Source organism: Mycobacterium cajalii (assembly GCF_045809005.2).
Taxonomy (GTDB): domain Bacteria; phylum Actinomycetota; class Actinomycetes; order Mycobacteriales; family Mycobacteriaceae; genus Mycobacterium.
This window is the reverse complement of record NZ_CM141436.1, coordinates 5,295,521-5,310,082: the sequence shown is the minus strand read 5'-3', so window position 1 is coordinate 5,310,082 and position 14,562 is coordinate 5,295,521. Positions and strand designations below refer to the sequence as shown.

General features: G+C 65.6%; 12 protein-coding genes. 10 read left to right on the top strand and 2 right to left on the bottom strand.

Annotation, left to right across the window (positions count from 1 at the left end; all coding sequences use genetic code 11):
- Positions 1-37: 37 nt before the first annotated feature.
- On the bottom strand, positions 38-898 hold the full coding sequence (locus tag ACJ512_RS25210) for a mycofactocin-coupled SDR family oxidoreductase (protein WP_407687508.1): 861 nt from the start codon (positions 896-898) through the stop codon (positions 38-40).
- Between the two features lie 45 nt (positions 899-943).
- Entirely contained in the window at positions 944-1,645 is a 702-nt protein-coding gene (locus ACJ512_RS25205; protein WP_407687478.1) for an SDR family NAD(P)-dependent oxidoreductase, read from the bottom strand.
- A 292-nt stretch (positions 1,646-1,937) separates the two neighbouring features.
- On the opposite strand from ACJ512_RS25205, the gene ACJ512_RS25200 reads away from it, so the two are divergent.
- From ACJ512_RS25200 to ACJ512_RS25155, 10 genes are all read left to right on the top strand, one after another.
- Positions 1,938-3,443 (top strand): aldehyde dehydrogenase family protein, encoded by a 1,506-nt coding sequence (locus ACJ512_RS25200; protein ID WP_407687477.1) that lies wholly within the window; start codon positions 1,938-1,940, stop codon positions 3,441-3,443.
- Positions 3,440-4,645 (top strand): CaiB/BaiF CoA transferase family protein, encoded by a 1,206-nt coding sequence (locus ACJ512_RS25195; RefSeq protein WP_407687476.1) that lies wholly within the window; start codon positions 3,440-3,442, stop codon positions 4,643-4,645. The genes ACJ512_RS25200 and ACJ512_RS25195 overlap by 4 nt, the downstream gene beginning before the upstream one ends.
- Positions 4,646-4,982: 337 nt before the next feature.
- The gene (locus ACJ512_RS25190; RefSeq protein ID WP_407687475.1) at positions 4,983-5,789 is read left to right on the top strand and encodes an MlaE family ABC transporter permease; all 807 of its coding nucleotides are present in this window, start codon (positions 4,983-4,985) and stop codon (positions 5,787-5,789) included.
- Positions 5,790-5,818: 29 nt separating this feature from the next.
- A complete protein-coding gene (locus ACJ512_RS25185) occupies positions 5,819-6,664 on the top strand; it encodes an MlaE family ABC transporter permease (protein WP_407687474.1) in 846 nt (281 codons plus the stop codon).
- Positions 6,665-6,817: 153 nt separating this feature from the next.
- Positions 6,818-7,957 carry an MCE family protein gene (locus tag ACJ512_RS25180; RefSeq protein WP_407687507.1) on the top strand — a complete coding sequence of 380 codons (1,140 nt, stop codon included), beginning with the start codon at positions 6,818-6,820 and terminating at the stop codon, positions 7,955-7,957.
- Entirely contained in the window at positions 7,954-8,976 is a 1,023-nt protein-coding gene (locus ACJ512_RS25175) for an MCE family protein (protein WP_407687473.1), read from the top strand. Before ACJ512_RS25180 ends, ACJ512_RS25175 begins: the two co-directional genes overlap by 4 nt.
- A complete protein-coding gene (locus ACJ512_RS25170) occupies positions 8,976-10,094 on the top strand; it encodes an MCE family protein (RefSeq protein ID WP_461479878.1) in 1,119 nt (372 codons plus the stop codon). Before ACJ512_RS25175 ends, ACJ512_RS25170 begins: the two co-directional genes overlap by 1 nt.
- Positions 10,091-11,533: an MCE family protein gene (locus tag ACJ512_RS25165; protein WP_407689375.1), complete on the top strand. Its 1,443-nt coding sequence runs from the start codon at positions 10,091-10,093 to the stop codon at positions 11,531-11,533. The genes ACJ512_RS25170 and ACJ512_RS25165 overlap by 4 nt, the downstream gene beginning before the upstream one ends.
- Before the next feature lie 53 nt (positions 11,534-11,586).
- On the top strand, positions 11,587-12,831 hold the full coding sequence (locus ACJ512_RS25160; RefSeq protein WP_407689380.1) for an MCE family protein: 1,245 nt from the start codon (positions 11,587-11,589) through the stop codon (positions 12,829-12,831).
- Complete coding sequence (locus ACJ512_RS25155) at positions 12,832-14,559, top strand: MCE family protein (protein ID WP_407689376.1); 1,728 nt, start codon at positions 12,832-12,834, stop codon at positions 14,557-14,559.
- Positions 14,560-14,562: the final 3 nt, after the last annotated feature.

The window sequence follows — 14,562 nt, the reverse complement described above, 5'->3', positions numbered from 1 at the left end:
TCGTGGCGGTCAGTCATGCGGCTCGGGGTGCCGCGGTTCAGTGGCGATAGTCGTACCACTTGAGGTAGCCGCCGGCGTCGACGCGCAACTGCATACCGGTGACGTAGCGGGCCTCGTCGGAGGCCAGCCACAGCACGGCATTGCTGATGTCCTCCGGCTCGACATAGGGAATCTTCATCGCCTGCTGCACACCGAACACCGGCTCCGCGTCCGCCCGCGTCGGGTGTCCCAGGTCCGGCCGGAACGAGCGGTACATCGGCTCGCTCTGCAGCATCGGCGTGTTGGTGTTCGTCGGGTGGATGGCGTTGGCCCGGATCCCCAACGGCGCCAACTCCGTCGCGAGGTCGTGCACGTAGTGCGCGATCCCGCGCTTGGAGTGGATGTAGGCCATGCCTCCGGGGTCGGTGCCCGGGTTGTCCTTCTTGGCGGTGTCCATCAGCGCGGCGGTCGATCCGGTCGCGATGATCGAGGCCCCGGAACCCAGGTGCGGCAGCGCGACCTGAATGGCGTTGATGGTGCCGATCAGGTTGGTGTTGATCACGTCGCACCACGCCTGCAGCGGTGGCTGCCCCTTCATGCCGGCGACACCGGCCTGGGCCACCACGATGTCGAGCTTGTCGAATTCGGCGAGTCCGTTGTCCAGCGCGGCGCGCAACTGGCCGACGTCGCGCACGTCGGCCCGGGCGGTCACCACCGACTGGCCCGTCTTCTCGATGAGCCGGGCGGTCTCGTCGAGATCCTCGGGGGCGGCCAAGGGGTAACCGATGCTGTCCAGGTTCGCGCACAGGTCGACGGCGATGATGTCGGCGCCTTCCTCGGCCAGCCGCACCGCGTGGCTGCGGCCCTGGCCCCGCGCCGCGCCGGTGACGAAGGCGACCTTCCCGCTGACGCGTCCCACTGCGCCGTCTCCCACCGTTTTGTCCCTCCAGTTGCTTGCCGGGTGTCAGGTATTGCGGCCGCCGTTGACGCCGAGGATCTGGCCGGTGATGTAGCCGGCCTCCTCGGACACCAGGAAGGCGCATGCGGCCGCGATGTCCTCCGGCTTGCCCATCCGGCGCACTGGGGTGCGCGCGATGTTCTGCTCGATGTCGCCGAGGAACCCGTTCTTCTCGGCACTGCGCAACATCGGGGTGTCGATGAACCCCGGCGGGACGGCGTTGACCGTGATGCCGCTGGGCCCGTACTCGAGCGCCAGCGACTTGGTCAGCCCGTTGACGGCGGACTTGGCCGCCACGTAGTGGCTCATGTAGGGGACCCCGGAATGCGTGCTCGACGAGGAGATGTTGACGATGCGTCCCCATCCGGCCTCGACCATGTCGGGCAGCACCGCCTGGATCATGTGGAAGACGCCGTTGAGGTTGACGTCGATGACACGCTGCCATTCCTCGAACGTGAGGTTGCTGAACCGCTTGAAGCCGTCCAGGCCCGCCGCGTTGACCAGCACCGTCACGGGGCCCATCTGCGCGCGGATCGCCGAGAGGGCGGCGTCCACCTGCGAGCGGTCGGTGACGTCGGCGGTGAAAGCGAACTCGGCGTCGGACGGATTGAGGTCGATCGTGGCGACGTCGAGACCGTCGGCGCGCAGGCGGTTCGCCACGGCCAGACCGATGCCGGACCCGCCACCGGTTACCACTGCGGTCTTCATGTGCCCATCGCCGGACGAGTCCCCGCTGCAAACGTGGCCATCTCAGTCACAAAGAATCTCCCTTACAATTATGAGAACCTTACTCTCACGGCGGATCGGCGTGCAAGATTGCCGCGAAACCATCCCCGGCCTGCGCCAAGGGGCGCGGTGAGCCGCCGTGGCGGCGAATGCGCCGCTGGTCAGCGGGCCGATATCGTTCGCGCGATTTTCTTGAATTCTCGAGACGCGAATGTAAGATTCGCCCGGTAAGAGAACCAAGTTTTCGTGACCGGCACCACAATAGGGGGTACGAATGCCAGCGCAGGACACCGCGCAAGCAGTTGCGGATGCCGCGCCCGAGTCGTTGGCCGACCGCCGGCTCTTGATCGACGGCCGGCTGGTCACCGCCGGCACGACGTTCCCGTCGATCAATCCCGCCACGGGCGCCGTCATCGGGCACGCTCCTGATGCCGGCATCGCCGAAGCCGAAGCCGCCGTCGCGGCCGCCCGGCGGGCGTTCGACGCCGCGAACTGGTCGACCGATGTCGAATTCCGGATCCGCTGCCTCGATCAGCTGCACCAGGCGCTGCGCGACCACGCCGAGGAGTTGCGCGAGCTGACGATCGCCGAAGTCGGCGCCACCGTCGCGCTCACCCACGGCGCCCAGCTCGACGAGCCGATCAACATCGTGCGTTTCTACGCCGACCTGCTGCGCACCTATCAATTCTCCGAAGACCTCGGCGAGCGGGAATCGCGCGGCATGCGCCATCACCGCTGGGTGGAGAAGGAGGCCGCCGGCGTGGTCGCCGCCATCATCGCCTACAACTACCCGAACCAACTCGCGCTGGCCAAGCTGGCGCCGGCGCTCGCCGCCGGATGCACCGTCGTGCTCAAGGGCGCGCCGGACACCCCGCTGGTCACGCTGGCCCTGGGCGAGGTGATCGCCCAGCACACCGACATCCCGGCCGGCGTGGTCAATGTGCTCAGCTCGTCGGATCCCGCCGTCGGGGCCGCGCTGACCACCAGCCCCGACGTCGACGTCGTCACCTTCACCGGGTCGACCCCCGTCGGGCGGCAGATCATGGCCGCGGCCAGCGATACGGTCAAACGCGTCTTCCTGGAATTGGGAGGCAAGTCGGCGGTCATCATGCTCGACGACGCCGATTTCGGCGGCGCAGCCATGTTCGCGGCGTTCAGCATGGTCAGCCACGCGGGACAGGGCTGCGCGTTGACGTCTCGCCTGTTGGTGCCCAGATCCCACCACGACGAGATCGTCGAGATGATCGCGCAGAACTTCGCCAAGGTGCGCCACGGCGATCCGTCCGACCCGAAGACATTGATGGGGCCGCTGATCAGCGAGCGCCAGCGGGACAAGGTCGACGCCATGGTGCAGCGGGCCGTCGCCGCGGGAGCCACCCTGGTCACCGGCGGCAAGCGGCTGGACCCCGGCTACTTCTATGCGGCCACCCTGCTGACCGACGTCGACCCCGACAGTGAGATCGCCCAGCAGGAGATCTTCGGACCGGTTCTCGTCGTGATCGCGTTCGACGACGACGACGACGCGGTGCGCATCGCCAACAACTCGATCTACGGGCTGGCGGGCGCGGTGTTCAGTCGCGACCAGGACCGGGCGCTGGCGGTGGCGCGCCGGATCCGGACCGGATCGTTCTCCATCAACGGCGGCAACTACTTCGGCGCCGACAGCCCGTTCGGCGGCTTCAAGCAGTCGGGCGTGGGCCGCGAGATGGGTGTGGCCGGGCTCGAGGAGTTCCTGGAACCGAAGACGTTCGCCGTCCCGGTCATGGGGGGTGACGCGTGAGGCCGCTGGAGGGCATCCGCGTCCTGGAGGTCGCCATGTACGGGTTCGTCCCGTCGGCCGGCGCGGTGCTGGCCGAATGGGGCGCCGACGTGATCAAGGTCGAGCACGCGGTGACCGGTGACCCGCAGCGCGGCCTGCGCCAGACCGGCATGCTGCGCGTCGAAGGCGACCCGAATCCCAACATCGAGCACGCCAACCGGCTCAAGCGCAGCATCGGGCTGGACATGTCGGTACCCGAGGGCAGGGACGTGCTCTACGAGCTGGTTCGTCGCTCGGATGTGTTCCTGACCAGTTTCCTGCCGGGACATCGCAAGAAGTTCGGCATCGACGTCGACGACATCCGCGCGGTCAACCCCGACATCATCTATGCGCGCGGCAGCGCGCTCGGCCCGCGCGGCGCGGAGTCGGAGAAGGGCGGTTATGACATGACCGCCTTCTGGTGCCGGGCCGGGACCGCGGCCACCATCACCCCGCCCGGGACGCCGGGCATGATCGGGCCGCCCGGGCCCGCGTACGGCGACACGATCTCGGGCACGAACCTGGCCGGTGGCATCGCCGCGGCGCTGCTCAAGCGGGAGCGCACCGGCGAGCCGTCGGTCGTCGACGTTTCGCTGCTGGGCAGCGGCCTATGGGCGATGGGACACACGGTGGCGTTGACGACACACCTGGGGCAGCGACTGGAGGCGCCGCCACCCGGTGTGCACGGCTCGCCGGTCAACCCGTTGGTGGGGGTTTACGCGACGTCCGACGGCCGCTACATCTCCTTGGTGATGATGCAGCCGACCAAGTTCTGGGCCGACGTGTGCCGCCACGTCGACCTGCCGGAACTGGCAGACGATCCCCGGTTCTCCACCGACGAGAAGATCGCCGGCAACACCGCGGACGCGGTCGAGATCTTGACCAAGGCCATCGCGAGCCGGACGCTGGCCGAGTGGAGGGAGCGCTTCGCCACGCTCGCGGGACCGTGGGCGCCGGTGCAGGACACCCTGCAGGCCGCCGATGACACACAGATCCGGTCCAACGAGTACATGGTCCGCGCCGGCGACCTCGAACTCGTCGCCAACCCGGTCCAGTTTGACGTCACCGCGCCGCAATGCGGGCCGGCGCCCGGATTCGCGGAGCAAACCGACGAGATCCTGATGGAAATCGGACTCGACTGGGACCGCATCATCGAGCTCAAGACGGCCGGCGCCGTCACCTAGGACCAACGGTGCCAGCGACGCTCGAGCCGACCGCCACATCCGTTGGAACGTGGCGGTACTTCCCGGATTCTGTGAATACGGGCCGCCTGATAACGGTTGCGCGGTTTGGGTTCCGCCTGGACGCCGCATGAGTCATAATCGCCGGACGCTTCAAGCCATGGGGGCTTGTTCGGCCACCCGTGTTTCGGAGTTTCCACTCACGCAACAGAACGGAGGACCGGCGTGAGGACGGTCGACGCTGTAGCCGCAACCGCCGGCCACGTCCGGCGGCCCCGGATCGGTCTGGCGCACAGCGTGGTTCGTTCCGATACCACAAGTCCGGAGGAGCGTGGCAGCGATGGCGAGTAGAGGCGCGGAGCGCTGGACAGCGGGCATCTCGCTGGGGCGCGGCTCAAAGCCCATGGAGGCCATCGGTGGTCTGTTCGCCATGTCGGCCGACGCGGTCAGGTTTTTGTTCCGCCGGCCCTTCCAGTGGCGAGAGTTTTTGGAACAGTCGTGGTTTGTCGCCCGCGTCGCGATCGCGCCCACCTTGCTGGTGGCCATTCCGTTCACCGTGCTGGTCAGCTTCACCCTCAACATCCTGTTGCGGGAACTGGGTGCCGCCGACCTCTCCGGTGCGGGTGCCGCGTTCGGCGCGGTGACCCAGGTCGGCCCCATGGTGACGGTGCTGATCGTGGCCGGCGCCGGGGCCACGGCGATGTGCGCGGACCTGGGGTCGCGAACGATCCGCGAGGAGATCGACGCGATGGAGGTGCTGGGCATCAACCCGATCCAGCGCCTGGTGACCCCCCGCATGCTGGCCGCGGGACTGGTGGCCCTGCTGCTCAACAGCCTGGTCGTCATCATCGGCATCGTGGGCGGATACGTCTTCTCGGTGTTCGTCCAGGACGTCAATCCCGGTGCGTTCGCTGCGGGCATCACCTTGCTGACCGGTGTGCCCGAGGTGATCATTTCTTGCGTCAAGGCAGCGCTTTTCGGTCTGATCGCCGGATTGGTCGCGTGTTATCGGGGGCTGACGATCAGCGGCGGCGGCGCCAAGGCCGTCGGCAACGCCGTCAACGAGACGGTGGTGTATGCGTTCATGTCCCTGATGGTCGTCAACGTGGTTGTCACCGCTATAGGCATCCGATTTTCGGCCAAGTAGCTACGAAGGAGGTTTAAGGACAGACCGTGATGACCCTGCGCGCCACCTACCCGCGTCTAACGCGACAACTCGAGAAGCCCGTCAGCACGTTGAGCCGGATCGGCGATCACACGCTGTTCTACGCCCGGGCGCTCGCGGCGGTGCCGTTCGCGGCTACCCACTACCGGCGCGAAATCGTCCGTCTCGTCGCCGAGATCAGCATGGGTGCGGGGACATTGGCGATGATTGGTGGGACACTCGGAATCGTCGGCTTCATGACGCTCGCCGCGGGTGGGGTGCTGGCCGTCCAAGGCTATAGCTCGCTCGGCAATATCGGCATAGAGGCGCTGACCGGATTCCTATCGGCCTTCATCAACGTCCGGATTGCCGCGCCGATCGTCGCGGGGATCGGTTTGGCGGCCACATTCGGCGCCGGCGTGACCGCGCAGCTGGGTGCCATGCGGATCAGCGAAGAGATCGACGCTCTGGAATCCATGGCCATCCGGCCGGTTTCGTATCTGGTCAGCACGCGGATCATCGCCGGAATGCTTGCGGTGACGCCGCTGTATTCCATCGCGGTCATCCTGTCGTTCATGGCCAGCCAATTCATCACGGTGGTCATGTTTGGCCAATCAGGTGGGCTGTATCAGCACTACTTCACGACGTTCCTCAACCCGATCGACCTATTGTGGTCATTCCTGCAGGCCGTGCTGATGGCGCTCACCATCTTGTTGATCCATACCTATTTCGGTTACTTCGCCTCGGGCGGACCGGCCGGTGTCGGCGTAGCGACCGGTAACGCAGTGCGCACCTCGCTGGTCGTGGTCGTATCCGTGACGCTGCTGGTCTCCCTGTCGATATACGGCTCCAACGGCAACTTCAACTTGTCCGGGTAGGAGAGGAGACCTGACGTGACGGACCACCTCGGGCCCGGCCCCATCGACCGTTCGGAAACTGCTACCTCCGCAGGGCCTGTCGCGGCTTCACCCGGCAGGAGCTTTGGGGCGCAATCGTATGCGCGCCCGCTAGCGGGTTTGGCGACCGTCGTCATGGTTGCAGTGATCGTCGTCGTTGCGATTGGCCTGTTTCAAGGTGAATTCACACCGAGCGTGCCGGTGACCGTGGTGTCACCTCGCGCCGGCCTGGTCATGAACCCGGAGGCCAAGGTCAAGATGCGCGGCGTGCAGGTGGGCAAGGTTGCCTCGATCGAGCCGCTGCCCGACGGCAAAGCGGCCATCCACTTGGCGATGGACCCGTCGCAGTTGCACTTCATTCCCGGCAACGTGTTGGTCGACATCGCGTCCTCGACGGTGTTCGGCGCGAAGTCCGTCCTGCTGGTCGAACCTGCCCAACCCTCGGTGCAGCGGCTACACGCTGGCCAGACGTTGCAGGGCCAGCACGTGATGGTCGAAATCAACACGGTGTTCCAGCAACTGGTGTCGGTGCTGTCCCACATCGACCCGCCGAAGCTCAACGAGTCACTGGGTGCGCTGGCACAGGCGTTCAGTGGGCGAGGCCCGAAACTCGGCCAATCCCTGAGCGACCTGGATTCGTTTCTGTCCAGGTTGGAGCCGAGCCTTCCCGCGTTCAGGCATGACCTCGCGGTCTTACCGGCGGTGGCCAACGCCTATGCCGACGCGGCACCGGACCTGGTGAAGACCGCGGCCAACGCAACCACGATCAGTAAGACGATCGTCGATGAGCAGCACAACCTGGATGCGTTGCTGATCAGCGCGATCGGCTTGGCCGACATCGGCAACGACGTGTTGTCGACGAACCGCGAACCACTGACGAATGTGCTACACCTGCTGGTGCCGACGACGGATCTGACCAATGAGTATCACGAGGCGCTCACCTGTAGTTTCGGCGGGCTCATCCAGATCGGGCACGGTGCGCCATTGTCGGAGCCGAGCATCAACATCTCGGCAAGCCTGACCTGGGGCTCCGAACGTTATCGGTATCCGACGAACCTGCCGAAGGTTGCGGCCACGGGCGGCCCGCAGTGCGTGGGCCTGCCGAAGCTGCCGTTCAACACGAACCCGCCGCAGTTGATCACCGATATCGGCGCCGACCCGGTGGGGTACGGAAACCCGCAGCTGTTGCTCAACTTCGACGGTCTCAAACAGCTGTTGTACGGGCCGATCGCCGGCCCACCACGCAACCCCGCTCAGATCGGACAACCCGGATGAGAACGCGCGGCACCCTGATCAAGTTCGCGATCTTTGCGGTCGTGATGGCGATCCTCACCGCCTTCCTGTTCTTCATCTTCGGCCAGTACCGGACGGGTTCGACGACCGGGTATTCGGCGGTGTTCACGGACGTCTCGCGCCTGAAGCCGGGGCAGTCGGTGCGGGTCGCCGGGATCCGGGTGGGCACGGTCGACAGCGTTTCGCTGCAGCCGGACAAAAAGGTCGTGGTGAAGTTCGACTCCGACCGCAACGTGGTCCTCACCGAGGGCACCCGGGCGGCGGTCCGCTATCTCAACCTGGTTGGCGATCGCTACCTCGAACTCATCGATGGTCCGGGCTCGACCAAGCGTCTGCCGGCCGGCGGTCAGATTCCCATCAACCGCACCGCGCCGGCGCTCGACCTCGATCTGCTGCTCGGCGGGCTGAAACCCGTTACCCAGGGCCTGAATGCGCGTGATGTCAACGCGCTGACCTCGGGATTGCTGCAAGTCTTCCAGGGGCAAGGCGGGACTTTCGAGTCGCTGTTCGCCAAGACGACCTCGTTTTCGGACGCGTTGGCTGACAACGACCAAACCGTGCAGCAACTGATCGACAACCTCAACATCGTGGTCGGCACGATTTCGAAGGACGGCACCAAGTTCTCCGGTGCGATCGACCGCCTCGACCAGCTAGTCGGCGGGCTGTCGAACGACCGCGACACCATCGGGTCCGCGATTGACGCGCTCGACAAGGGAACCGCCTCGCTGGCAGATCTGCTGGCCAGCGCGCGCCCGCCACTGTCCGGCACCATAGCGCAGTTGAATCGGCTGGCGCCGATACTCGACGGCGACAAGGACCGCCTCGAGACCGCAATCCAGAAGGCGCCCAAGAACTACCGCAAGCTGGTCCGGCTCGGCGTTGCCGGAGCCACCATCCCGTACTACCTCTGCCAGTTAGAGCTCCGCGGCACGGACCTGCAGGGTAAGACGGTGCACTCCAATATTTTCAGGTCAGATGCGGGAAGGTGCACGGAACCCTAATGCTCAAGTATCGCGGAGCTGGGCTCGTCAAGGCCGGAATCATCGGCGTCGTCCTGGCGGTGCTGATCATCCTGGTGGGCCTGTCGCCCGACCGGTTCATTTCGTGGGCGACGATGGTCAGGTACCAGGCGCTGTTTACGGAAGCCGGCGGCATTGCGGTGGGCAACCCCGTCACGGTGTCCGGAATGAAGGTGGGCGCGGTGTCGGATGTGTCGCTGAGCCACGGCGATGCTCTGGTGACGTTCGAGACGAAGGGCGACGTCCTGCTCGGGTCGGAGACCACCGCGCATATCCGAACCGGCTCGCTGCTGGGCGAGCGGATGCTGACGTTGGAGTCGGCCGGCGGCGGCACGCTACATCCGATGGCTCTTATCCCTGTCTCGCGGACGTCCTCGCCTTATTCGTTGACGGAAGCGGTCAGCGACTTCACATCGGACACTGCGGGAACCAACACCACAGCCCTGAATCAGTCGTTGGACACGCTGTCGGCGACGCTCGATCAGCTTGCACCCCAAATGGGGCCGGCCTTCGACGCACTCAGCCGGTTATCACGCACCCTCAACAGTCGTAACAAGAACCTGGGCGACCTCTTCAAGAGTGCGGGCGACGTCACCGGCGTTCTTTCCGAACGCAGCCAGCAGGTCAACAAGCTCATCCTCAACTCCGACTCCCTGCTCCAAGTCCTGGTGGCGCGGCGACAAGAGGTCGTGGACCTGCTGGCCAACACGTCGGCGGTGGCCAAGCAGCTGACGGCGTTGGTGCACGACAACGAGAGCACATTGGCACCGACGCTGGAGAGGCTCAATGCGGTGACTGCAATGCTGGAAAAGAACCGCGACAACATCGCCAAATCGTTGAATGGTCTCAAAAAATTCGAGATCACGGTCGGTGAGGGGATCTCCAGCATGTACGCCTACTCGGCGTTCGTCCCGAACTTCCTTGCGCCGCAACTCTTCCAACCGCTGTTCGACTATCTCTGGGGATTCCGCACCTTCGACACGGCTCGCGGTCCCGGTTACCCGTCGCCGGTGCCTCGGTCGCTGACACCGTGGCCGTACAACGCTATTCCGGCGTGTCCCGGCTGTACGTTGGGCGGACGGATCGGCGGATCACAATGATTTCTGGGATTCCCCCGACTCAGCGCAAGCGGCTGACGGCCGTGGCGGCGGTTGTCCTGGTGGGGCTCATCGTTGCCGGCGCTGCCGTGCTTGTCCGCGATACGTTCTTCGGCCCACGGACGATCACCGCATATTTCACGACCGCCACCGCGATCTACCCCAATGACGAGGTGCGGGTGGCGGGTGTCAAAGTCGGAAGCATCAAATCTATTCAGCCGCAGGGCACACAGGCCAAGATGACCCTCGAGGTCGAGCGTGACGTGCCCATTCCGGCGAACGCGAAGGCGGTCATCGTCGCTCCGAATCTGGTGGCCGCCCGATACGTCCAGCTCTCACCGGCCTATCGCGATAGTGGGCCGGTCATGCACGATGGGGCGGTCATACCGGTCGAACGCACCGCAGTGCCGGTCGAGTGGGACGAGGTCAAAACCCAGTTAATGCGGCTGGCAACGGATTTGGGACCCAAGAGCGGCGTATCGGGCACGTCCGTGGGCCGGTTCATCGACAGCGCCGCCAACGCTCTCGACGGCAACGGCGACAAACTGCGGCAAACGCTTGCTCAATTGTCAGGCGTGGGCCGGATCCTTGCCAACGGCAGCGGCAACATCGTCGACATCATCAAAAGCCTGCAGACCTTCGTCGGCGCGCTGCGGGACAGCAACGTCCAGATCGTGCAGTTCAACGACCGCCTGGCCACGCTGACCAACGTGGTCAACGACAGCAAGTCCGACCTGGATGCGGCGCTGGCAGATCTGTCGACGGCGGTCGGCGAGGTGCAGCGATTCATCGCCGGAACTCGCAACCAGACCAGCGAGCAGATTGCCAGGTTGGCCGATGTCACACAGAACCTGGTCGATAATCACATGGCCCTGGAAAACATCCTGCACACCTCCCCGAATGCGCTCGGCAACTTCTTCAACGACTACAACGCCGACACCGGGACCATCGTGGGCGGGTTCGGGCTGATGAACTTCGCGAACCCCACGTGGGGCGGTCAGCTTCTGCTGTCCGTTCCGGGCTGCACCCAAATCGGGGCCATCGAGAACGTCACCGCGGTCGAATCGGGCAAGCTGTGCGCCTTGTTTATGGGTCCCGCATTGCGAGTGCTCAACTTCAATGAGTCGCCGATTCCCATCAACCCATTCCTGCAGAAGTCCGTGGATCCGTCCAAGGTCCTCTACACCGAACCGCGGCTGGCGCCCGGCGGCGAAGGCCCGAAACCCGGACCACCCGAGATCCCGCCCGAGGTGTCGGCCTATACCGGCCTGCCGGGTGATCCGGTAGGACCGCCGGGGGCGGTGCCGCCGGCGCGGATTCCGGGCGCGGCGATGCCGCTGCCGCCCCCACCGTCCACACCGATGGAATCGCCGCCACCACCGCCACCGGCAGCGCCGAGCCTGTCAGGCATGCTGCTGCCGGCTGAAGGACCGCAATCGTGAGCGCCCGGGCCCGGGTGCCGGGTCGGCGGGCGCTCGCCCTTGTCTCCTGCGCCATGTTGACGTTGACGGGATGCGCATTCCACGGCCTGAATTCACTACCACTGCCCGGTGCGGTCGGCCGCGGCCCGGGGGCCAACATCTACCACGTCGAGCTCCCGAATGTCGGCACGATGGAGTCGAATTCGCCGGTGATGGTCAACGACGTCGTCGTCGGCAGTGTCGGCACGATGAGGGTGAAAGGTTGGCACGCCGACGTTGAGATCTCGGTAAAGCGTGACGTCGTCGTCCCGGCCAACGTGGTAGCCGTCGTCGGTCAGACCAGCCTGCTGGGGTCGATGCATGTGGAGCTCAATACACCCCTCGGCCAGGCGGGGAGCGGACGGCTGCAGCCGGGCGCCACGATCCCGCTGAGCCGGTCATCGGCCTACCCGTCGACGGAGCAGACGCTGTCGTCGCTGGGAGCGGTTGTCAACGGCGGGGGGCTGGGACAGATCGGGGAGGTCGTCCACAATTTCTCCGCCGCCCTGTCCGGACGCGAGGGCGCGGTGCGTGATCTGATTACTCGCCTCGACACGTTCGTGGGAACACTGGACCAACAGCGGGACAACCTGGTCGACTCCATCCAGGCGCTGAACCGGCTTGCCGCCACATTCGCCGGACAACGCGACGTGCTCACCGAGGCGCTGCGCAAGATACCGCCGGCGCTCGATGTGCTGATCAAGGAGCGGCCGCGCCTGACGGCTGCGCTGGATAAACTTCGCGTCTTCAGCAACACCGCCACCCGGCTGGTCAACGGCGCCCAGGCCGACCTGGTCAAGAACCTCAAAAACCTGGAGCCAACTATCAAAGCGCTCGCCGATGTAGGGCCGGAGTTCGGCGCGGCGATCGCGGCGGGGTTCGTGTTCCCATTCACCCAGAACTTCGTAGACCGAGCGGTGCGAGGCGACTACTTCAACCTCCATGTCGACCTGGACATCTCGATTCCACGGCTCAAGCGTGGTCTGATGCTGGGGACCCACTGGGGGCAGCTCGACGAACCAGTGGTACCGGAGCCCGGGGACCCGTATCGCATGAATTACACACTCGATCCGCTGCATAACCCCCTGAGGCCACCGTGGGTCGATCCCAATGCGCTGCCCTTGCCCGGGCCGCCGCCGGGTGCGGCCCCACTGCCCGGCCCGCCGCCCACCGCGGCCCCACTGCCCGGCCCGCCGCCCACCGCGGCTCCGATGCCTGAGGCGGATCTCGGTCAAGCGCCGTCGCCGGCGGCGGCGCCTTCGACGGGAGCGGGTGGATAGATGCTGACGCGCTTCATTCGCATCCAGCTGGCGATCTTCGCGATCGCCGGGACCGTTGGCGTGATTGCGATGGTCTTCTTCTACATTCAAGCGCCGACCCTGCTGGGCATCGGCCGGATGACGGTGACGCTGGAGCTGCCGGCGACCGGCGGCCTGTACCGGTTTTCCAACGTGACCTACCGCGGGGTCCAGATGGGCAAGGTCACCTCGGTGGGGTTGACGCCGACGGGCGCGAAAGCGACGCTGTCGCTGAGCTCTTCGCCCAAGATCCCCGCCGACCTGACCGCCGAGGTGCTCAGTGTCTCAGCAGTGGGTGAACAGTACGTGGACCTGCGGCCCAAGACCGATTCGCCGCCCTACCTGCACGACGGCTCGGTTATCTTCGCGCGCCAAACGACGATTCCGCAGCCGGTCGGCCCGATGCTCGACCAGGTGAATGCCTTGGTCCAAAGCATCCCGAAGACCAAACTTGGCCAATTGCTCGACGAGACGTTCCAGGGTTTCAACGGTTCCGGTTACGACTTGGGGTCACTGCTCGATTCCTCGGAAACACTGTCCCGCGACTCCAACAGCGTTGTGGATCGCACTCGAGCCCTCACCGAAGACACTGGGCCGCTGTTGGATACGCAAGCGCACACCACCGATTCGATCAGGACATGGGCACGCAGCTTCGCCGGCATTTCAGATGTGTTGGTAAACAACGACTCTCACTTCCGCGCGCTGCTGCAAAACGGATCTGAGGCAGCGAACGAGGCGTCCCGGCTTCTCGAACAAGTCAAACCGACGCTGCCGGTGTTGCTCGCCAACCTGACCACCATCGGTCAGATCGGCGTCACCTACCACCCCTCGATTGAGCAGCTGCTGGTGTTGCTGCCGTCGGCGGTTGCCATCGAGCAAGCTGCTCAGGGCGAAAACCATCCCGATGGCAAGGCCATGGGTGACTTCGCACTCACGATCGACGATCCGCCTATTTGCACGGTCGGCTTCATGCCGCCCAACACGTGGCGATCCCCCGACGACCTCAGCGACATCGACACACCGGACGGGTTGTATTGCAAACTCCCGCAGGATTCGCCGCTCGCGGTTCGCGGTGCCCGCAACTATCCCTGCATGGGTCACCCGGGTAAGCGGGCGCCTACCGTCGAAATCTGCAATAGCGACAAGCCGTTCATGCCGCTGGCGATGCGCCAGCACACCCTGGGTCCCTACCCGCTGGATCCCAACCTGCTCGCCCAGGGCGTCCCGCCCGACGACCGGATCACCGCCAACGACAGGATCTTCGGCCCGGTGGAGGGAACGCCGCTGCCGCCGGGGGCGGTGCCGCGCGGCGCGCTGGCGGGGCCGCGGGGCGAAAATCCACCAGCGGGCACGCTGGGGGCAGCTGTTCCGCCGGTGCCGTCGTCGGGGCCGCCCCCGCTGGCGCCCATGTCGCCAATGTCGGCCGACCTTCCGCCCATAGCGCCACTCGACGTTCCTGCACAGGGGGAACTTCCCGCACCACCACCACCCGCTGCCCCTGCACCACAAGATCAGATCGACGGTGGACAGCCGCAAGCCGCGCCAAGCTCGTTCGGAGCGAAGACGCCTAAGCCCGCGCCCTCGGTCGTGGTGGCAACGTACGATCCGCGCACTGGTCGTTATGTCGGACCGGACGGCAAGCTGTACCAGCAGTCGGACCTCGTGACCTCGAAAGCGCCGAAAACGTGGAAGGACATGCTTCCCACTTAAGGA